17 protein-coding genes are annotated in these 18,937 nt (G+C 64.8%); 11 read left to right on the top strand and 6 right to left on the bottom strand.

Annotation, left to right across the window (positions count from 1 at the left end; all coding sequences use genetic code 11):
- Positions 1-80: 80 nt before the first annotated feature.
- The 3 genes from IVA87_RS02830 to IVA87_RS02820 form a co-directional block, all read right to left on the bottom strand.
- Positions 81-1,376 (bottom strand): MFS transporter, encoded by a 1,296-nt coding sequence (locus IVA87_RS02830; protein ID WP_247304447.1) that lies wholly within the window; start codon positions 1,374-1,376, stop codon positions 81-83.
- A 110-nt stretch (positions 1,377-1,486) separates the two neighbouring features.
- Positions 1,487-2,683 (bottom strand): acetyl-CoA C-acyltransferase, encoded by a 1,197-nt coding sequence (locus IVA87_RS02825; protein WP_247332668.1) that lies wholly within the window; start codon positions 2,681-2,683, stop codon positions 1,487-1,489.
- Positions 2,684-2,978: 295 nt separating this feature from the next.
- Entirely contained in the window at positions 2,979-3,749 is a 771-nt protein-coding gene (locus IVA87_RS02820) for an enoyl-CoA hydratase (RefSeq protein WP_247332667.1), read from the bottom strand.
- Between the two features lie 153 nt (positions 3,750-3,902).
- Between IVA87_RS02820 and IVA87_RS02815 the strand changes: the two genes are divergently transcribed.
- On the top strand, positions 3,903-4,430 hold the full coding sequence (locus IVA87_RS02815) for a PaaI family thioesterase (RefSeq protein WP_247332666.1): 528 nt from the start codon (positions 3,903-3,905) through the stop codon (positions 4,428-4,430).
- A 70-nt stretch (positions 4,431-4,500) separates the two neighbouring features.
- Complete coding sequence (locus tag IVA87_RS02810; protein ID WP_247304440.1) at positions 4,501-5,127, top strand: TetR/AcrR family transcriptional regulator; 627 nt, start codon at positions 4,501-4,503, stop codon at positions 5,125-5,127.
- 163 nt (positions 5,128-5,290) lie between these two features.
- On the opposite strand, the gene IVA87_RS02805 is transcribed toward IVA87_RS02810, so the two are convergent.
- Positions 5,291-6,199, bottom strand: coding sequence for a LysR family transcriptional regulator (locus IVA87_RS02805; RefSeq protein ID WP_247304439.1), 909 nt, complete (start codon positions 6,197-6,199; stop codon positions 5,291-5,293).
- Between the two features lie 103 nt (positions 6,200-6,302).
- On the opposite strand from IVA87_RS02805, the gene IVA87_RS02800 reads away from it, so the two are divergent.
- The 8 genes from IVA87_RS02800 to IVA87_RS02765 all read left to right on the top strand — a co-directional run bounded on the left by IVA87_RS02800 (position 6,303) and on the right by IVA87_RS02765 (position 15,607).
- Entirely contained in the window at positions 6,303-7,799 is a 1,497-nt protein-coding gene (locus IVA87_RS02800) for a CoA-acylating methylmalonate-semialdehyde dehydrogenase (protein WP_247332665.1), read from the top strand.
- Positions 7,800-7,917: 118 nt separating this feature from the next.
- Positions 7,918-9,063: an isobutyryl-CoA dehydrogenase gene (locus IVA87_RS02795; RefSeq protein ID WP_247332664.1), complete on the top strand. Its 1,146-nt coding sequence runs from the start codon at positions 7,918-7,920 to the stop codon at positions 9,061-9,063.
- Positions 9,060-10,127 (top strand): enoyl-CoA hydratase/isomerase family protein, encoded by a 1,068-nt coding sequence (locus IVA87_RS02790; RefSeq protein ID WP_247304433.1) that lies wholly within the window; start codon positions 9,060-9,062, stop codon positions 10,125-10,127. Before IVA87_RS02795 ends, IVA87_RS02790 begins: the two co-directional genes overlap by 4 nt.
- A gap of 24 nt (positions 10,128-10,151) precedes the next feature.
- Entirely contained in the window at positions 10,152-11,042 is an 891-nt protein-coding gene (gene mmsB, locus IVA87_RS02785; RefSeq protein WP_247304431.1) for a 3-hydroxyisobutyrate dehydrogenase, read from the top strand.
- Positions 11,042-12,760 (top strand): AMP-binding protein, encoded by a 1,719-nt coding sequence (locus IVA87_RS02780; RefSeq protein ID WP_247304428.1) that lies wholly within the window; start codon positions 11,042-11,044, stop codon positions 12,758-12,760. Before mmsB ends, IVA87_RS02780 begins: the two co-directional genes overlap by 1 nt.
- Positions 12,761-13,240: a MaoC family dehydratase gene (locus IVA87_RS02775; RefSeq protein ID WP_247304426.1), complete on the top strand. Its 480-nt coding sequence runs from the start codon at positions 12,761-12,763 to the stop codon at positions 13,238-13,240. It begins immediately after the preceding gene.
- 226 nt (positions 13,241-13,466) lie between these two features.
- Positions 13,467-14,384, top strand: coding sequence for an SDR family NAD(P)-dependent oxidoreductase (locus IVA87_RS02770; protein WP_247304423.1), 918 nt, complete (start codon positions 13,467-13,469; stop codon positions 14,382-14,384).
- Positions 14,381-15,607, top strand: coding sequence for a TIGR03862 family flavoprotein (locus IVA87_RS02765; RefSeq protein WP_256466441.1), 1,227 nt, complete (start codon positions 14,381-14,383; stop codon positions 15,605-15,607). The genes IVA87_RS02770 and IVA87_RS02765 overlap by 4 nt, the downstream gene beginning before the upstream one ends.
- 9 nt (positions 15,608-15,616) lie before the next feature.
- Here the strand turns inward: IVA87_RS02765 and IVA87_RS02760 are convergent, their stop codons facing one another.
- Positions 15,617-16,834, bottom strand: coding sequence for an MFS transporter (locus IVA87_RS02760; RefSeq protein ID WP_247304419.1), 1,218 nt, complete (start codon positions 16,832-16,834; stop codon positions 15,617-15,619).
- 91 nt (positions 16,835-16,925) lie between these two features.
- Here IVA87_RS02760 and IVA87_RS02755 point away from each other — a divergent pair, with 91 nt between their 5' ends.
- Entirely contained in the window at positions 16,926-17,828 is a 903-nt protein-coding gene (locus IVA87_RS02755) for a LysR family transcriptional regulator (RefSeq protein ID WP_247304417.1), read from the top strand.
- Here the strand turns inward: IVA87_RS02755 and IVA87_RS02750 are convergent.
- Entirely contained in the window at positions 17,825-18,904 is a 1,080-nt protein-coding gene (locus tag IVA87_RS02750) for a D-TA family PLP-dependent enzyme (protein ID WP_247304414.1), read from the bottom strand. The two genes, IVA87_RS02755 and IVA87_RS02750, sit on opposite strands and share 4 nt — an antisense overlap.
- Between the last annotated feature and the right edge of the window lie 33 nt (positions 18,905-18,937).

The raw sequence follows: 18,937 nt of genomic DNA, 5'->3' as shown, positions 1-18,937 counted from the left end.
AAGCCGCGAGATCGCCTGTTACCGCGCGGCGTGTCGCCTCGGCACTGCCGCGGTGTTCGGCGTCACCACCCGATCAGGTACTAGGCCATCGCCGCTTGCGGCCTCGGCTTGGGCTGCCGCGACAGCGCCAACACCATCAGGGCAGCGAACACGCAGAGCGCGCCGGCGATGAAGAACGCAGGCAAATAGCTCTGGTACACCGTCCGCGAGAAACCGGCGCCGAAGGCAGCGGTGCCGGCGCCGAGTTGATGGCCGGCAAAGATCCAGCCGAACACGAGGTTGGCGCGCTCGGGCCCGAACTTCTGCGCGGTGAGCCGTACGGTCGGCGGAACCGTGGCGATCCAGTCGAGCCCGTAGAACATCGCGAAAATCGACAAGCCGTAGAACGAGAAATCGCTAAAGGGCAGGAAGATCAGCGACAGCCCGCGCAGGCCGTAATACCAGAACAAGAGCCAGCGATTGTCGTAGCGGTCCGACAGCCAGCCCGACATGATGGTGCCGAAGAAATCGAAGATGCCCATTGCCGCAAGCAGGCTTGCCGCCTGCACCTGCGGGATGCCGAAATCGAGGCACATCGGGATCAGGTGCACCTGGACGAGGCCATTGGTTGAGGCGCCGCAGACGAAGAAGGTCGCAAACAGGATCCAGAACGCAGTCGACTTCGAGGCGTCGCGCAGCGTGCCGAGCGCAACGCCGGTGATCGAGCCGTGACTGGCCGGCGGAGCGGGCAGCGGCGCGGTCTCTTCGTCGCCGAACGGGCGCAGGCCGACATCGCTCGGCCGGTCACGCATCGCGAGCAGGACTGCCAGCGCCGAGACGCCGAGCATGATGCAGACGAAGCCGAGTGCGAGACGCCAGCCGAACCGTTCGGTGAGGCTTGCGAGCAGCGGCAGGAATACGAGCTGACCCGTGGCGACGCTCGCCGTCATGATGCCGACGACGAGGCCGCGTCTTGCTGCGAACCAGCGCGTGGCGATGGTGGCGCCTAACACCAAGGCGGTCATGCCGGTGCCGATGCCGATCACCACGCCCCAGAGGGCGACGAGCTGCCAGACCTCGGTCATGCCGAGCGAGAGCACGAGCGCCGAAACGACGATCAGCTGCGCGGCGAGCGTGACGTTGCGCAGGCCGTAGCGGTTGAGCAGGGCAGCGGCGAATGGTGCCATCAGCCCGAACAGGATGAAACGGATCGACAGCGCGGAGGAGATCTCGGCCGTGCTCCAGCCGAACTCCTTTTGCAGGGGAACGATGAAAACGCCGGGTGCACCGACCGTGCCGGCGCTGATCAGCGCGGCGAGGAAGGTCACGCCGACCATCACCCAGCCGTAGTGAATGTTGCGGCGGGAAAGTGCTGCCGCGAGCCAGTTCGAGATCATTGGGCCTCAACGTTGACGGGCGGTCGCAAGAGACCGGCGTCAGTTCGAGGATGGCACGGACGGCTTCTGTCGCAAATGACAGAGTTCCCTCGTTTTCAGACTTTCTTGCGTCAGTGCGCCAGCCGCTCTACCGCAATCGCCGTGGCCTCGCCGCCGCCGATGCAGAGCGCCGCGACGCCACGCTTGAGGTTCTGCGCCTCCAGCGCATGAAGCAGCGTCACGATCAGCCGCGCGCCGGTCGCGCCGATGGGATGGCCAAGCGCGCAGGCGCCGCCATTGATGTTGAGCTTGTCGCGTGGAATGCCGAGATCGCGCTGCGCTGCCATCGCCACCACGGCGAAGGCCTCATTGATCTCGAACAGATCGACATCGCTTGCGCTCCAACCGACCTTGTCGAGCAACTTGCGGATCGCCGGGATCGGCGCCGTGGTGAACCATTGCGGCTCCTGGCTGTGGGTGGCATGGCCCTTGATCTCGGCCAGAACCGGCAGGCCGCTCCGATCGGCGAGCGAGCGCTTGGTCAGCACGAGCGCGGCAGCGCCGTCGGCGTTCGCGGAGGAGGCCGCCGGCGTGATGGTGCCGTTGGCGCGGAACGCCGGCTTCAAGCCGGGGATTTTGGCGGGATCGACCTTCAGCGGATGCTCGTCGTTGGCGATGACGCGGGGACCCGCTTTCTCGGTGAGCGTGACCGGCGCGATCTCGGCCTTGAACGCGCCGCCTTCGACCGCCTTGCGCGCGCGACTTAGTGTCTCCATCGCATAGGCGTCCTGGTCCTTGCGCGTGAACTGATAGGCTTCCGCGGTCGCCTCGCCGAAATCGCCCATGGAGCGGCCGGTCTCGTAGGCGTCCTCCAGCCCGTCCATCATCATGTGGTCGATGATGCGGTCATGGCCGGCGCGGTAGCCGCCGCGCGCCTTGGCCAAAAGATACGGCGCGTTGCTCATGCTCTCCATGCCGCCGGAGACCACGATCTCGGCCGAGCCGGCGCGGATGATGTCGTGCGCCAGCATGGTCGCCTTCATGCCGGAGCCGCAGACCTTGTTGATAGTGGTCGCACCCGTGGCGTCGGGGAGACCTGCTGCACGCGCGGCCTGGCGCGCCGGAGCCTGGCCCTGACCGGCTGGCAGCACGCAGCCCATGAACACCTCGTCGACTTTCTCCGGCGCGAGTTTTGCGCGCTCCAACGCCGCGCCGATTACGTGCGATCCGAGCTTGTGCGCGGGGAGCGGCGACAATTCGCCCATGAAGCGGCCGAGCGGGGTGCGGGCGGCGGAGACGATGACGACGGGATCGGCAGCTTCGGCCATGACAAACTCCCTGTGGGGATAAGTAAGATTATGCTCATCATATGATGCGGCGCAAAAAAAGCAACCGCGCCAGGGATGAGAAAATGTCGTCGTTCGGATGAGATTTAGTCGTTCGATTCGAGGAGGTGCTTCTTCGAGGCACATTGTCATCACCCGCGAAGGCGGGTGATCCAGTATTCCAGAGGCCGTCGTGGGATACGGAGAGGCCTCGGCGTCCTGGATGCCCCTCAAGCCGAGGCATGACATGTTCAGCGTGGCGGCGACTTACTAATCAGAGACGAGTGCGGCGACAGCCCTATCGCTTCCAGTTCACGAACGCCTGCATCAGCCGCCTCGGCTCGTCGGTCAGGAACGACTCGCCGAACACCTCGACACTGAGATTGACCGACTCCGTCAGCGGCAATTCCTCCCATTGCCGCAGCAGCGCCTTCTGCGATCGCAGCGCCTCGGGGCCGCATTCGAGCAACGCCTGCACGACGCGCTCGACCTCGGCATCCAACCCGCCTTGCGGCGCGACCTTGTCGACCAATCCCCACGCGAGCGCCGTCGGAGCGTCGATGTTCTCCGCCGTCATCACCAGCCAGCGCGCGCGGGCCCAGCCGACCAGGCGCGGCAGCAGCGCGGCATGGATCACCGAGGGGATACCGACGCGCACCTCCGGCATGCCGAAATGCGCATCATGGGCGGCGATGCGGAAGTCGCAGGCGGCGGCAACCTCGAGGCCGCCGCCGAGGCACCAGCCGGGCATGCGCGCGATCACGGGAGCCGGGAAGGCGCGCACCGCTTCGCAGAGATCGCGCAGGCGGCTGATGAAGGCTTCGGCCGATCTTTGATCGAGTTTCGCCATCTCCTTGATGTCGGCGCCGCCGATCATGCTCTTTTGGCTCTGGCCGCGCAGCACCACGACGCGGATCGCGTGGTCGGTGGCAAGCCGCTGCAAGCCTTCGCGCACGGCGTCGGTCACGGGCGAGCCGAGGATGTTGAGCGGGCCGGCGTTGCAGATCGCGACATGAACGACGCCGCGCGCATCACGCGTCACGCCGCAATGGTGGTTGAGCATTTCCATGTGGCATCTCGAAGATTTGGTGGACAGGCGCAGGGCGCACCGGGTCGAGGTCACTTCCGGGCCGAAACGCCCGGCTTGTCAAGCGGGTGGTGGGCGGAGTTGCCAGCGCGAAGTCCGCCACATAGTATGATGTAAATCATACAAGAGTTGGTCATGACCCAATCCGATCATCTTGACCTGTTTTCGCCCGACCAGCGGCGCGAGCGCGTGGTGGATTGGCAGATGCCTGCACAGGTTGCGAAGGTGACGATGGGTCTGTCGGGCATGGACGCCATGCTGGGCATTCGCGACGGCCGCCTGCCGCCGCCGCCCTTCGCAAAACTCATCGGCTTCACCATAGCGGTGGTCGAGCCGGGCCGGATCGTCATGGAATTGGAGCCGCGTGAAGATCTCGAAAATACTGTCGGCCTCTTGCACGGCGCAACCGCCGCGGCGCTGCTGGATACAGCCATGGGGAGCGCGATCTCGACCCGGTTGGAGGCCGGGCAGGGCTCCGTGACCCTCGATCTGAAGCTGACCTTCTTGCGTCCGCTCTCGGTCCGTTCAGGCCTGATCTCGGCCGAAGGCAAGGTGATCAAGCTGGGGCGCCAGACCAGCTACGCTGAAGGTTTCGTTCGTGACGGCAAGGGCGCGCTGGCGGTGCATGCAACCGCAACCTTTTCCATGATCGGCAACAACTAACTGCGATTTAATGCGCCGTTCGCGACGTTTGCGTGTTATGAGATGATTTCCGACATTCAATGAGATCCGCATGCGTTATTCCCGGGAACACAAGCAGGAAACCCACGACCGCATCGTGAAGAAGGCCTCGGTGCGGCTGCGCGAAAAAGGTGCCCACGGCATCGGCGTCGCCGATCTCATGAAGGAGGCAGGCCTGACCCACGGCGGCTTCTACGCGCATTTCGACTCCCGCGAGGCGCTGGTGATCGAGGCCTTCGCCTACGCCATGGATCGCTCGATCGAGCATTGGCGCAAGCTCACGAGCGAGGCTGCGCCGGAGAAGCGTTTGGCACTGATCGCGGATAGCTATCTCTGCGCGCTGCATCGCGACAATCCAGGCCATGGCTGCTCGATCCCCTCACTCGGCGCCGAGATCGCCCGCGAGAGCCCGAAGACGCGGAAGGCCTTTGCCGGCAAGCTCGACGAGATGATCGAGATGATGACCGATTATATCCCGAACATGCCGCGCAAGGCCGCACGAAAACAGGCGATTGCGACGCTCGCCACAATGGCCGGCACCATGCTGCTGGCGCGCATCGCCGGCTCTAGCGAATTGTCCGACGAGGTGCTGAAGGCGGGCCGGGACAGCGCGCTCGAGGGCGCGCGGCGTGAGCCGAAGGCCGCGGCCGCGAAGAAGGCGCGCGAGAAGCAGAACTAGTGCCAGCTACGCCCCCTCGGGACCTCATCCTGAGGAGACCGCCAAGCGGTCGTCTCGAAGCATGGCCGCGGGTGAGATACGGGCCTGCATGGTTCGAGACGGCGCTTCGCGCCTCCTCACCATGAGGAACTGGCAGTTGTGCTTCGGGCCCTACTAATCGACGTTATCGCCCAGCAAACAGCGCTCGCTCGCGCTCCACGATCTCGCTGATGTAATCTGCGACGGCCCTGATCCGCGCGAGGTCCTTGCTGTCGGCGTGCATCAACATCCAGAACGTCCGCGTGATCGAGATTTCTTCGGGCAGTACGGCTTCGAGCTGCGGGTAGTCGCTTGCCATGAAGTGCGGCAGCACCGCGATTCCGAAGCCTGAGAGCGTTGCATTGAGCTGCGCGATCAGATTGGCGCTGCGGAAACGTGCGGAGATCTTCGGCGACACCTGCGGCAGATAGTCGAGTTCCGGCGTGAACAGCAACTCTTCGATGTACCCGACGAAACGGTGCTGCGGCAGGTCCTGGCGCGACGTGATCTCTGGGAAACGTTCGAGATAGCCGGGCGCGGCATAGAGCCCGAGGCGGTAGTCGAGGAGCTTGCGGCCGACGATGCGGCCTTCCTTCGGCATGGTCAGGCTGATGGCGATGTCGGCCTCGCGTTTGGAGAGGCTGAACAGCCGAGCGGTGGCCACAAGTTGCAGGTCCAGATCGGGGTAACGGTCCGCAAAGGGCGCCAGCCGCGGTGCCAGAAAGGCAGTGCCAAAACCATCGGGCGCGCCGATCCGCACGGTGCCGGTCAGCCGTGCGACCGAGCCGCCGACCTGCTCCTGATTGGCGACGATGGTCGATTCCATCGCTTCCGCACTGTCGGCGACGCGCTGGCCGGCCTCGGTGAGGAGATAGCCGGTCTTGCGCCGGTCAAACAGTTTTGCCGAGAGATGCCTCTCCAGCCGGTCGACGCGGCGAATCACCGTGGCATGATCGACCCCGAGCTGTTTTGCCGCAGCCGACACCGAGCCGCCCCGCACGATGGCCAGCACGAAGCGAAAGTCGTCCCAATCGATAGCGCCTTGATCCAGCATTTTCGCACATCTATGGTGCAATATCTCAGACTTGAATCCTATAAAATGCAGGTCAATAGGATTTGTCAAAGCGATCAGGCTCGACTTCCAAGGAGATCATTCCATGCGTTCAATCGGACATTTCATCGGCGGCAAGGAGGTCAAGGGCACCTCGGGCCGCACCGCCGACGTTTTCGAGCCGATGACCGGTGACGTCCAGGCCAAGGTCGCGTTGGCGTCCAAGGCCGAGGTTCGCGCCGCCGTCGAGAACGCGCGCGCCGCACAGCCGGAGTGGGCCGCGACAAACCCCCAGCGCCGCGGCCGCGTCATGATGAAATTCCTGGAGCTGATCCAGCGCGACTACGACAAGCTCGCCGAGCTGCTCGCGCGCGAGCACGGCAAGACCGTGCCCGACGCCAAGGGCGACATCCAGCGCGGCCTCGAGGTCGTCGAGTTCGCTTGCGGCATCCCGCATTTGATGAAGGGCGAATACACCGAAGGCGCCGGCCCCGGCATCGACATTTATTCGATGCGCCAGCCACTCGGTGTCGTCGCCGGCATCACCCCGTTCAACTTCCCGGCGATGATTCCGATGTGGAAGTTCGCCCCCGCGATCGCCTGCGGCAACGCCTTCATCCTCAAGCCGTCGGAGCGCGATCCCGGCGTGCCGATGAAGCTTGCCGAGCTCATGATCGAGGCGGGCCTGCCGGCCGGTATCCTCAACGTCGTCAACGGCGACAAGGAAGCGGTCGACGCCATCCTCGACGACCCCGGCATTAAGGCCATCGGCTTCGTCGGTTCGACGCCGATCGCGCAGTACATCTACGAGCGCGCCGCGCAGACCGGGAAACGTTGCCAATGCTTCGGCGGCGCCAAGAACCACGCCATCGTGATGCCCGATGCCGACATGGACCAGGCCGTCGACGCGCTGATCGGCGCCGGCTACGGCTCGGCCGGCGAGCGCTGCATGGCCGTCTCCGTCGCGGTCCCGGTCGGCAAGTCCACTGCCGACCGCCTGATGGAGAAGCTGATCCCGCGCGTCGAGAGCCTCAAGATCGGCACCTCGATCGATCCCTCGGCCGATTACGGTCCGCTGGTCACGCGCGAGGCGGTCGAGAAGGTCAAGAGCTACATCGACATCGGCATCAAGGAAGGTGCGACGCTCGCCGTCGACGGCCGCGGCTTCAAGATGCAGGGCTACGAGAACGGCTTCTATCTCGGCGGTTCGCTGTTCGACAACGTCACCAAGGATATGCGGATCTACAAGGAAGAGATCTTCGGCCCGGTGCTCTCGGTCGTGCGCGCGCACGACTACAAGGAAGCGCTGGCGTTGCCCTCGGACCACGACTACGGCAACGGCGTTGCCATCTTCACCCGCGACGGCGACGCCGCGCGCGACTTCGCGGCCAAGGTCAATGTCGGCATGGTCGGCATCAACGTGCCGATCCCGGTGCCGATCGCCTATTACACCTTCGGCGGCTGGAAGAAGTCGGGCTTCGGCGATCTCAACCAGCACGGCCCGGATTCGGTCCGCTTCTACACCAAGACCAAGACGGTAACCTCGCGCTGGCCGTCCGGCGTCAAGGAAGGTGCGGAGTTCTCGATCCCGCTGATGAAGTAGGGCTGTAGCCCAGTCGTCATTGCGAGCGCAGCGAAGCAATCCATATCGCCCCGAAAGAAGGAATGGATTGCTTCGTCGCTCCGCTCCTCGCAATGACGAGAAAAATGAGCAGCTAGGCATGCAGTTCGCTCTGAACGAGGATCAGATCGCAATTCGCGACATGGCGTTGGCGTTTGCGGCGGAGAAGATCGCGCCGCAGGCGCTGCGCTGGGACGAGGAGAAGCATTTCCCCGTCGACGTGATGCGCGAGGCCGCCACGCTCGGCATGGGCGGCATCTACATCCGTGACGATGTCGGCGGCTCCGCCATGACGCGGTTCGATGCAGCGCTGATCTTCGAGGCGCTGGCGACGGGCTGCCCGACCACGTCGGCCTTCATCTCGATCCACAACATGGCGTCCTGGATGATCGATGCCTATGGCAGCGACACCCAGCGCCACACATGGCTGCCAAAACTCTGCACCATGGAGCTGATCGCGAGCTATTGCCTGACCGAGCCGGGCGCCGGCTCGGACGCAGCGGCGCTGCGCACCCGTGCCGTGCGCGACGGCGACCACTACGTGCTCAACGGCCAGAAGCAGTTCATCTCCGGCGCCGGCGGCACCGACCTCCTGGTCGCGATGGTCAGGACCGGTGGCGATGGTCCCGGCGGCATCTCGACCCTCGTCATCGACGGCAAGACGCCGGGCGTCTCGTTTGGCGCCAATGAGCGCAAGATGGGCTGGAACGCGCAGCCGACCCGCGCCGTGATGTTCGAGAATGCCCGCGTGCCGGTCGCCAACCGCCTCAGCGAGGAGGGCGCCGGCTTCAAGATCGCGATGGCCGGCCTCGATGGTGGCCGCCTCAACATCACCGCGTGCTCGCTCGGTGGTGCGCAAGTAGCGCTCGAAAAGGCGCGCAGCTACATGAAGGAGCGCAAGGCCTTTGGAAAACGCCTCGACGAATTCCAGGCCTTGCAATTCCGCCTCGCCGACATGGCGATCGAGCTCGAGGCCGCCCGCACCTTTTTGTGGCGCGCAGCCGCGGCGCTGGATCGCAAGGATCCTGATGCCACCATGCTCTGCGCAATGGCAAAACGCTTCGGCACCGACGTCGGCTTCGAGGTCGCCAACCATGCGCTCCAGCTTCACGGCGGCTATGGCTACTTAAGCGAATACGGCATCGAGAAGATCGTGCGCGATCTGCGCGTGCACCAGATCCTCGAAGGCACCAATGAAATCATGCGGCTCATCGTGGCGCGCAAGCTGATCGAGGGCGCACGATGAGTGGCGTGGAAGAGGGCGACCTGATCGCCCGTGTCGAGGGCGCAGTCGGCGTGATCCGCCTCAACCGCCCGAAGGCGCTCAATGCCGTGACGCTGGAGATGTTTCGCGACATCGACAAGGCGCTCGACCGCTTCGAGGCCGATGCGGCCGTCGCTGTGATCCTGCTGGAAGGCGCCGGCGAGCGCGGGCTCTGCGCTGGCGGCGACATCCGCACACTCTGGGAAAGCTCGAAGGTCAACGGTGACCTCGGCAAGATCCTGTGGCGCGAGGAGTACATCCTCAATGCCCGGATCAAGAAGTTCCCGAAGCCGTATGTCGCCTTCATGGACGGCATCGTGATGGGGGGCGGCGTCGGTTTGTCAGCCCATGCCAGCCATCGTGTCGTGACGGATCGCACGAAGCTGGCAATGCCGGAAGTCGGTCTCGGCTTCTTCCCCGATGTCGGCGGTACCTATCTGTTGTCGCATTCGCCGGGCGAGATCGGCACCTATTTCGGGCTGACCGGCCAGACCATGAACGGGCCGGACGCGATCCATGCGAAGTTCGCCGATTGGGTCGTGCCGGCGGTGAAGTTGCCGGAGCTGCGCAACGCCCTGACGAAGCTGCGCTCCGATGCGACCGCGGCCGAGGTCAGCAAGATCATCAACGGCTTTGCGACCGGCGAGACAGCAGGACCAGTATCTGCGAAGGAGCCGATCATCGACGCGCTGTTCGGCTTCGACCGTATGGAAGATATTGTTGCGGCGCTCAAGCGCGACGGCTCAGAGTTTGCGCTCGCCACGTTGAAGACGCTCGGCGAAAAATCGCCACGCGGCATGGTGGTGACGCTGAAGCTCTTGCGGCTCGCACGCACGACGTCCAGTCTTGAAGAGTGTCTCGTGCGCGAATATCGCGCCGCGCTGGAGGTATTTCGCAGCGACGATTTCCGCGAGGGCGTGCGCGCCGCCGTGATCGACAAGGACCGCAATCCGACCTGGTCGCCGCCGCGGATCGAGGATGTGACGCCGCAGATGCTGGCACCATATTTCGCCGAGATCGGCGCCGACGAGCTAAAGTTCAACTAGAATATTGAAGCGGAGGAAACGACAATGGCCACGATCGCATTCATCGGTCTCGGCAATATGGGCGGCCCGATGGCCGCCAATCTGGTCAAGGTCGGCCACAAGGTGGTGGCGTTTGATCTTGTCGAGGCCTCGCGCAACCAGGCCAAGGCCGACGGCGCCGGCATTGCCGACAGCGCAGCGGGCGCGGTGAAAGGCGCGGATGTGGTCGTCACCATGTTGCCGGCCGGCAAGCACGTGCTCTCCGTCTGGAACGAGGTCGTTCCCGCGATGGCCAAGGGCACGCTGATCATCGACAGCTCGACCATCGACGTCGAGAGCGCAAGGCAGGCGCATGCGCTCGCCGCCAAGCACGGCGTGCTCTCCGTCGACGCGCCGGTCTCCGGCGGCACGGGCGGGGCCAAGGGTGCCACGCTGACCTTCATGTGCGGCGGCGAGGAGGGTGCGTTTGCGGCGGCCAAGCCCGTGCTGGAGAACATGGGCAAGAAGATCGTCCATTGCGGCGGCGCCGGCGCCGGCCAGGCCGCGAAGATCTGCAACAACATGATCCTCGGCATTTCCATGATCGCGGTGAGCGAGGCATTTGCGCTAGCTGAGAAGCTCGGGCTCTCGCATCAGGCGCTGTTCGACGTCGCCTCGACCTCGTCGGGGCAGTGCTGGTCGCTAACGACTTATTGTCCGGTGCCGGGCCCGGTGCCGACCTCGCCGGCCAACAACGATTACAAGCCGGGCTTTGCCTCAGCGCTGATGGTGAAGGATCTGACGCTGGCGCAGGACGCCGCGAAGGCCGCAGGTGCGGTGACGCCGCTCGGCAAGCATGCGCAGGAGATCTATCAGTCCTTCGATGCCGCCGGGCAGGGCGGGGTGGATTTTTCCGGAATTATCAAGCACGTTAGGGGGCTGGCCGGGAACACTTGATGACGACATTTCAGGAAGCGCGCGCGTTTCTGCTCAATCACCGCACGGATTACGACACAGCGGTCAAAGGCTTCCGCTGGCCCGATCCGGTTCCCTTCAATTGGGCGCTCGACTGGTTCGACGCCGAGCTGGCGGCGAATGCGGACAGCAAGGACCGTCCGGCGCTCTGGATCGTCGATGCCGCGCACGATCGGCAGACCAAGCTCTCCTTCGCGGCGCTCTCAAAGCGTTCCAACCAGGTCGCGAACTTCCTTCGCGCGCAGGGCTTGAAGCGCGGCGACCACCTTTTGCTGCTGCTCGGCAATGTAGTTCCGCTCTGGGAGACGATGCTGGCGGCGATGAAGCTCGGCGTCGTCGTGATTCCCGCGACCACGCTGCTCACTGCCGACGAGCTGCGCGACCGGCTCGATCGCGGCAAGGCGAAGGCGGTGATTGCTGCCGAGGATCAGGTCGCGAAATTCGCAAGCCTCGGTGCCGAGAGTATCGTCCGCATCGTGGTCGGCGCGGCCTCCAGCGGCTGGCTGGCCTATGACGAGGCGGCGCATGCTTCGGAGAGTTTTGCGCCTGACGGACCGACCAATGCCGATGACCCGATGCTGCTCTATTTCACCTCAGGCACGACCGCAAAACCAAAACTGGTGCGGCACAGTCAGCGCAGTTATCCGGTCGGCCATCTCTCGACCATGTATTGGATCGGGCTGCAGCCCGGCGACGTCCATCTCAACATCTCGTCGCCCGGCTGGGCCAAGCACGCCTGGAGCTGCTTTTTCGCGCCGTGGAATGCGGGCGCCACCGTGTTCGTGGTCAACCAGCCGCGCTTCGACGCAAAAGGCCTGCTCGCCACCATCGGCCGCTGTGGCGTCACAACGTTATGCGCGCCGCCGACGGTATGGCGGCTGTTCATCCAGGAGAACCTTGCCTCCTTCAAGGTGTCGCTTCGCGAGGTCTGCGGTGCCGGCGAGCCGCTCAATCCTGAAGTGATCGACCAGGTGCAGGCGGCCTGGGGCCTCACCATCCGCGACGGCTACGGTCAGACTGAAACGACAGCACTCGCCGGCAATTCGCCGGGCCAGCCAATCAAGGTCGGATCGATGGGTCGGCCGCTGCCGGGCTATCGCGTGCAGATCAGCGATGCCGACGGCAACCCGGCGAAGGAGGGCGAGGTGACGCTGGTGCTCGGCGTGAACCGTCCCGCCGGATTGATGCAGGGCTATCAGAGTGATGACGGCAAGCTCTCCGGTGCGGAAGGCGAGCTCTATCGCAGCGGCGACGTCGTGTTCGCGGACGAGGACGGCTATCTCACATTCGTCGGCCGCTCCGACGACGTGTTCAAATCGTCCGACTACCGCATCAGCCCGTTTGAGCTGGAGAGCGTGCTCTTGGAGCACGAGCTCGTCGCCGAGGCCGCCGTGGTGCCGAGCCCAGATCCGATCCGGCTCGCGGTTCCCAAGGCCTTCGTGTTGCTGACGTCGGGCGCCGAGCGCTCGCCGGAAACCGCGCTCTCGATCTTCAAGCACCTGCACGCGCGCCTTGCGCCGTTCAAGCGCATCCGCCGTCTCGAAATCGTCACCGAGCTGCCGAAGACCATTTCTGGAAAAATCCGTCGCGTGCACCTACGGCGGCTGGAGCGCGATGACGACCGCAACGATCCCCTGCGTGGCCGCGAATTCCGCGAGGAGGATTTTCCGGAGCTGGCAAAAACACGGAGTGAGACCTAAGTGAACGAAGCCTGGAAGAAGCCGCCGATTACGCTGGACGCCTATCAGGCCATGGTCGGCAAAGAGATCGGCGTGTCGTCTTGGCACCTGATCGACCAGCCCCGCATCGACGCCTATGCCGACGTGATCGAGGATCACCAGTTTATCCATGTCGATCCGGAGCGCGCCAAGAAGGAGACCGCGTTCGGCACCACCATCGCACACGGCTTCCTCACGATGTCGCTGATGTCGATCATGTCCTATGAGGTGATGCCTGTGATCGCGGGCACCACGATGGGCGTGAATTACGGGTTCGACAAGCTCCGCTTCATTTCGCCGGTGCGCTCGGGCAAGCGCGTCCGCGGCCGCTTCGTGCTGACGGAGGCCAAGCTACGCAAGGCAGGCGAATTGCAGTCCCGCACCAACGTGACCGTGGAGATCGAAGGCGAGGACAAGCCCGCGCTGGTCGCGGATTGGCTCGGGTTGATCTATTTCGCCTGATCCCGCCAGTCGTTGCCGGGCTTGACCCGGCAATCCATCGCTGCTCAAAAAGGCACCCCAGAGCGGGGTTTCCCCCTCTCCCCTTGTGGGAGAGGGTGCCTCGCGAACGCGAGGCGGGTGAGGGGTCTCTCTCCGCGAGCGCATCTTTGCCGAGAGAGACCCTCATCCGGCGCTTCGCGCCACCTTCTCCCACAAGGGGAGAAGGGAAGAACAGAGACTCCTACTCATGGCAATCAGGTTCGACGGACGCGTCGCCATCGTCACCGGCGCGGGCAATGGTCTGGGGCGGGCGCATGCACTGGGATTGGCCAGCCGCGGCGCCAAGGTCGTCGTCAACGACTTCGGCGGTGCGCGCGACGGCACCGGCGGCTCGCTGTCGCCGGCCGAATCCGTGGTCGAGGAGATCCGCAAAGCGGGCGGCTCCGCGATGGCCGACGGCGCCGATGTCTCGAATTTCGAGCAGGTCACAGCCATGGTCGAGCGCGCCACCAGGGAGTGGGGCAGCGTCGATCTCCTGTGCGCCAATGCCGGCATCCTGCGCGACAAGTCGTTCGGCAAGATGGAGGCGGCCGATTTCCAGAAGGTGCTCGACGTGCATCTCGTCGGCACCTTCTATTGCTGCAAGGCGGTCTGGGCCGGCATGCGCGACCGCAACTACGGCCGCATCGTGCTGACGACGTCGTCCTCCGGCCTCTACGGCAATTTCGGACAGGCCAACTACGGCGCGGCGAAATCGGGCATGGTCGGCCTGATGAACGTGCTCGCGGAAGAGGGCCGCAAGAACAACATCCGCGTCAACATTATCTCGCCGACGGCGGCAACCCGCATGACCGAAGAGCTGCTGCCGCCGCAGGCCCTGCAACTGATGAAGCCGAACGCGATCACGCCCGCGGTCGAGTACATGCTCAGCGAGGACGCGCCGACCCGCACCATCATGGGGGCCGGCGCCGGCTCCTTCGCAGTGATCAAGATCTTGGAGAGCGAAGGCATCAACCTGCCGGAATCCGAATGGACCCCGGACGCGGTCGCCGCGCATTTCGCCGAGATCAGCGACATGTCGAAGGCCAAGGCGCTGACGGGTGCGTTCGAGCAGACGCAGAAATACGTCGCGCAGGCCGCGGCGCGGGCTGGGGTAAAACTCTGACAGCGGTCGCCGTCATCGGCGGCGGTCCCGCCGGGCTGATGGCGGCGGAGGTGCTGGCACAGGGCGGCCTGCGCGTCACCGTCTACGACGCCATGCCGTCCGCTGGCCGAAAATTCCTCATGGCCGGCCGCGGCGGTCTCAATCTCACCCACAACGAGCTGCTGCCGCAATTCATGGCGCGCTACCGCGCGGCGGCGCCGAAACTGAAGGGTGCCATCGACGCGTTTCCGCCCGACGCGCTGCGCGCCTGGAGCGAGGCGCTGGGCGAGCCGACTTTCGTCGGTACCAGCGGGCGGATATTTCCGAAGGCATTCAAGGCCTCGCCCTTGCTGCGCGCCTGGTTGCGGCGCCTCGATGCGAGCGGTGTCCGCTTCGCCTTTCGCCATCGATGGACTGGCTGGGACAACGGGGGACGGCTGCAATTCCAAACACCCGATGGAACGGCTGAAATCGCTGCCAAAGCGACGGTGCTGGCACTCGGCGGCGCAAGCTGGCCGCGGCTCGGCTCAGACGGCAGCTGGGCGACAATTCTGGCGGACAAGGGCATTGCGATATCGCCGCTGCGGCCTGCCAATTGCGGCTTCGCCGTTGCCTGGTCCGATGTGTTTCGCACGCGTTTCGAAGGCCAGCCGCTCAAGGGAATTGCGCTCACCTTCGGTCCGCATGTCCTGCGCGGCGAGGCCATCATCACGCGGGCCGGCATCGAGGGCGGGGCGATCTACGCGTTGTCGGCCGAACTGCGCGAGGCGATTGCGGCGAACGGCGAGGCGGTGCTGCGCGTCGCCTTGCGCCCGGACGTTGATGACGCCGAACTCGTTAAGCGCCTGTCTGCCCCGCGCGGCAAACAATCGCTCTCCAACTTCCTGCGCAAGGCCGCGCAGCTTTCGCCCATATCCGCCGGGTTGCTGCAGGAGGCGGCAATCGGCGCGGGCCAGTCGCTGTCGGCAATGCCGCCCGAGCGATTGGCGGAGCTCATCAACGCCGTGCCGATCAAGCTAACTGGCGTAGCGCCAATTGCGCGTGCCATCTCCAGCGCCGGTGGCATCTTATTCGATGAACTCACAGCGGATTACATGATCCGCAAGCTGCCCGGCGTATTTGCCGCCGGCGAGATGCTGGACTGGGAGGCGTCGACCGGCGGCTATCTGTTGCAGGCCTCGTTTGCGACCGGCGCCGCCGCGGGCAGGGGCGTGCTGAAACGGCTCGCCCAATTGTCGTCCTGATCTTCCCGATCATAACGTGCCGGTCCTAGAGACGAGATTGGTGAGGAGGCCCAACACGCCGAAGCTTGCTGCGACGGCGCAAACCATGGTCCAGCCGCCATAGCTCCAGGCCAGGGAAGCCGCCGCGGCGCCGACGCCGCCACCGAAGAAGAACAGCGCGACAAACAGGCCGTTCAGTCGGCCGCGTGCTTCCGGTCGCAGCAGGTTGATGGCGCGGCGGCCGAGCGTCTGGTCGGTGGTGATGCCGACGTCGAGCAGGATCGTGCCAAGGCTCAACAGCAGCAGTGCGGTGATGCGGGATTCCAGCATGCCCGCCCAGGCACAAAGCGCGAGTGAGCCGATGATGAGCAGATGGGCCGCAAGGAACATCGGCCGCGCCCTGCCTTTGTCGCCCCAGCGGCCGGCGATCGGTGTTGCCGCAGCGCCAGCCACGCCAATCAGCGCGAACGCAGCAATTCCCTTGGCGTCGAGGCCGAATGGAGCATCGGGCAGCCGCAGTGCGACCGCCGACCAGAACGCGGTGAAGGAAGCCATGACAAGCGATGCGGTCCAGGCGCGCACCCGCAGCACGGGCTCATCCCGCAGCAGCCTTGGAAAGGATAGGAGCAATTCGCCGTAGCTCGCGTGTGCTGTCGGTTGAAGCGTTGGAAGGTAGCGGCCAAGCGCGCCGGAAAGCAGCGCCATCAGCGCGGCGGAGACGACGTAATAGGCGCGCCAATTCCAGAGATCCGCGATCAGGCTCGCCGCGGGCCGTGATAAGAGGATACCGATCATCAATCCGCCCATCACCTCGCCGATGGCCTGACCGCGACGGTCCGGCGGCACCATGGATGCGACCAGCGGAACCATCATCTGGATCGCCGCGCAGGACGCGCCGAGGATGAAGGTGGCGAGCAGCAGGAACGAGGGCGTCGGCGCAAGTGCCGTTGCAAGCGCGGCGAGGATGGCACAGCCGAGCGTCCGCAGGATGAGTCGCCGGTTCTCGACGAGATCGACCAGAGGCACGAGCAGCAGCAGGCCGAGGGCATAACCGAGCAATGTCAGCGTGCTGATCAGGCCGGCCTGCCACGCAGTCATGGACAGTGACCGGCCAATCAGTCCGAGCAGGATCTGCGGCGCGAACAGATCGGTGACGACGACACCGGCGGTGATGGCGCCGAGCCAGATCAGGGGCCGCTCGGCGAGTTGGCTTCGAGACGCCGGCTTGGTTGCTTCGGAAATGGTCATGGATCCTCGCAGCTCTGGTGCGGGACCCTTTAAGCGGAAGCATCATTATGCTACAATTCAAATAAGACTATAAAGAATATGCGAGTTGCTCATGAACACCCATGACCTTGTCGCGTTCGTCGCGGTGGTCGAGACCGGATCGATCGTCGCGGCCTCGGCACGTCTCAATCTCACGCAGCCCGGCGTGACGCGTCGTATCCAGAATCTCGAGGAGATGCTGGGGGCACAGCTCCTGGATCGACTGTCGAAGCCGCTGAAACCGACGGCGGCGGGCCACGAGGCCTATGAGCAGGGCCGGCGCCTGCTCAGGATGCTGGACGACCTCAAGTCGGGTGTTGCCGATGACGGCATGGTGCGTGGCGAGTTCAGGCTCGGTCTGACGCCGTTCCTCTCGGAGGCAGGGTTGACCGGACCGCTCGATGCTGTGCGCGCCGAATTTCCCTTACTTGCCGTGCGTGTTGTCTCGGGTTGGTCGCCAAACCAGCTCGAACGTGTCTGTCGCAACGAACTCGATGCCGCCGCGATCTGTCTGCCTGACGGAGCCGTGCCGCCTGCCGATCTCGTTGCCGATGATCTCGGGGCGCAGCCGGTTGTGTTTGTCGTCGCGCGCGACATGAAGATTCCGCGCATCGTCGACCTGGAACGACTGTCGCAGCTATCCTGGGTGATCAACCAGGACGGTTGCGGGTTTCGCGATACGCTGAAACGAAAGTTCGATGCCGCGCATCTGCCGTTCAATATCGCGGTAGAGGCGTTGGACAGCGAACTGCGCCTCTCGCTGGTGTCGCGCGGCCTCGGCGTCGGGCTGGTCACTCCGATCGCGCTGAAGCACAGCGCGTTTCGTGACAAGCTCAAGGCCGTCGCTGCGCGCGACTTCAAACCCGCCGTGCGCGCATGGATGATCCATCGCGCGCCCGCCGGCCGTCTGGAGCGGCCGATCAAGCTCTTCCGCGACGGGCTGGACAGAGAGCTCCAGGCCCTGATCGGCCGCTAGCGCAGCTTCCCCCGCGCCGCGACCGGCAGTGTGCCGATGATCTCCTCGCCGCGCACCATCACGACCTCATCCATCATGTTGACGACGACGCAGACATGGTTCGGCACGATGCGGACGACATCGCCGACGTTGGGCCGCGTGTTGCTGCGGGAGAGGTCGAGGAAGCCGTGCTCCTCGGCAAAGCGCGCGATGTTCGCCTCGGGATGCTCCAGGATCAGGCCGTGACCGTCGAGGCCGCCGGTGTCCGTGGTCAGCGTCTTCGAACCGGCATCGAGAATGCCGCGCTCGGGCGCAGCGCGGCTCACCACCGTCGAATAGATGTGCAGTGCGCAGTCGTCCCAACTGGCGACGCCGGCGGCGACCTGCATACGGTCGTTGTAGATATAGGTGCCGAAGCGGTGCTCGGTGCCGCCCTTGAGCTTGCCGAGGTTCTTCAGGTTCGGCGTACCGCCAGTGGAGACGATCTTCGCGTCCAGCGCGTGCGCGCGCACGCCAGCTAGCGCCTCGTCGTAGAATTTTTGCGCCTCCGCCCAGCCGGTCTCGGTCGGATACATCAGGAAGCCGGCGAACTGCAGTCCTTTGGACGCGGCAATCTCCCGCGCCAAAGCGATTGCTTCGGCCGGCGTCTCGACACCGGCGCGCTTGCGGCCCGTGTCGCATTCGACCACGACCGAGAGCGGGCGGCCTGATGCGGCGGCTGCCTTGGGGAGCCCTGCGACGACCGTCGAATTGTCGGCGGCCACGGTCATGTTGGCCTTCGCCTGGAGCGCTCCGAGCCGCGCCATCTTCTCCTCGCCCAGGAGATTGTAGCTGATCAGGATATCGTCGATGCCGGCATTGGCCATGATCTCGGCTTCGCCGAGCTTCTGGCAGGTGATCCCCTTGGCGCCGGCCGCAACCTGCATTTTTGCAATCGTCGGGTTCTTGTGTGTCTTGATGTGGGGACGATTGGCGATCCCGGCATCATCGCAGGCCTTCTGGATGCGCGCGATGTTGCGCTCGACCCTGTCCATGTCGATGACAGCGCAGGGCGTGCCGTATTCGCGGGCGATTTTTGCGGCGAGGGGGGTGGTCATGGAAGTCCTTTCGTTGGCGCGTGTTCCAATCGC

This window comes from Bradyrhizobium sp. 147, from assembly GCF_023073935.1.
Classification (GTDB): Bacteria; Pseudomonadota; Alphaproteobacteria; order Rhizobiales; family Xanthobacteraceae; genus Bradyrhizobium.
The sequence above is the reverse complement of the archived record's forward strand: the minus strand, read 5'-3'. Positions and strand labels throughout refer to the sequence as shown.

Excerpts from the sequence above, each read along its gene's own strand:
- IVA87_RS02830 (WP_247304447.1), bottom strand. The coding sequence starts at position 1,376 with ATGATCTCGAACTGGCTCGCGGCAGCACTTTCCCGCCGCAACATTCAC.
- IVA87_RS02825 (WP_247332668.1), bottom strand. The coding sequence starts at position 2,683 with ATGGCCGAAGCTGCCGATCCCGTCGTCATCGTCTCCGCCGCCCGCACC.
- IVA87_RS02820 (WP_247332667.1), bottom strand. The coding sequence starts at position 3,749 with ATGGAAATGCTCAACCACCATTGCGGCGTGACGCGTGATGCGCGCGGC.
- IVA87_RS02815 (WP_247332666.1), top strand. The coding sequence starts at position 3,903 with ATGACCCAATCCGATCATCTTGACCTGTTTTCGCCCGACCAGCGGCGC.
- IVA87_RS02810 (WP_247304440.1), top strand. The coding sequence starts at position 4,501 with ATGCGTTATTCCCGGGAACACAAGCAGGAAACCCACGACCGCATCGTG.
- IVA87_RS02805 (WP_247304439.1), bottom strand. The coding sequence starts at position 6,199 with ATGCTGGATCAAGGCGCTATCGATTGGGACGACTTTCGCTTCGTGCTG.
- IVA87_RS02800 (WP_247332665.1), top strand. The coding sequence starts at position 6,303 with ATGCGTTCAATCGGACATTTCATCGGCGGCAAGGAGGTCAAGGGCACC.
- IVA87_RS02795 (WP_247332664.1), top strand. The coding sequence starts at position 7,918 with ATGCAGTTCGCTCTGAACGAGGATCAGATCGCAATTCGCGACATGGCG.
- IVA87_RS02790 (WP_247304433.1), top strand. The coding sequence starts at position 9,060 with ATGAGTGGCGTGGAAGAGGGCGACCTGATCGCCCGTGTCGAGGGCGCA.
- mmsB (WP_247304431.1), top strand. The coding sequence starts at position 10,152 with ATGGCCACGATCGCATTCATCGGTCTCGGCAATATGGGCGGCCCGATG.
- IVA87_RS02780 (WP_247304428.1), top strand. The coding sequence starts at position 11,042 with ATGACGACATTTCAGGAAGCGCGCGCGTTTCTGCTCAATCACCGCACG.
- IVA87_RS02770 (WP_247304423.1), top strand. The coding sequence starts at position 13,467 with ATGGCAATCAGGTTCGACGGACGCGTCGCCATCGTCACCGGCGCGGGC.
- IVA87_RS02760 (WP_247304419.1), bottom strand. The coding sequence starts at position 16,834 with ATGACCATTTCCGAAGCAACCAAGCCGGCGTCTCGAAGCCAACTCGCC.
- IVA87_RS02755 (WP_247304417.1), top strand. The coding sequence starts at position 16,926 with ATGAACACCCATGACCTTGTCGCGTTCGTCGCGGTGGTCGAGACCGGA.
- IVA87_RS02750 (WP_247304414.1), bottom strand. The coding sequence starts at position 18,904 with ATGACCACCCCCCTCGCCGCAAAAATCGCCCGCGAATACGGCACGCCC.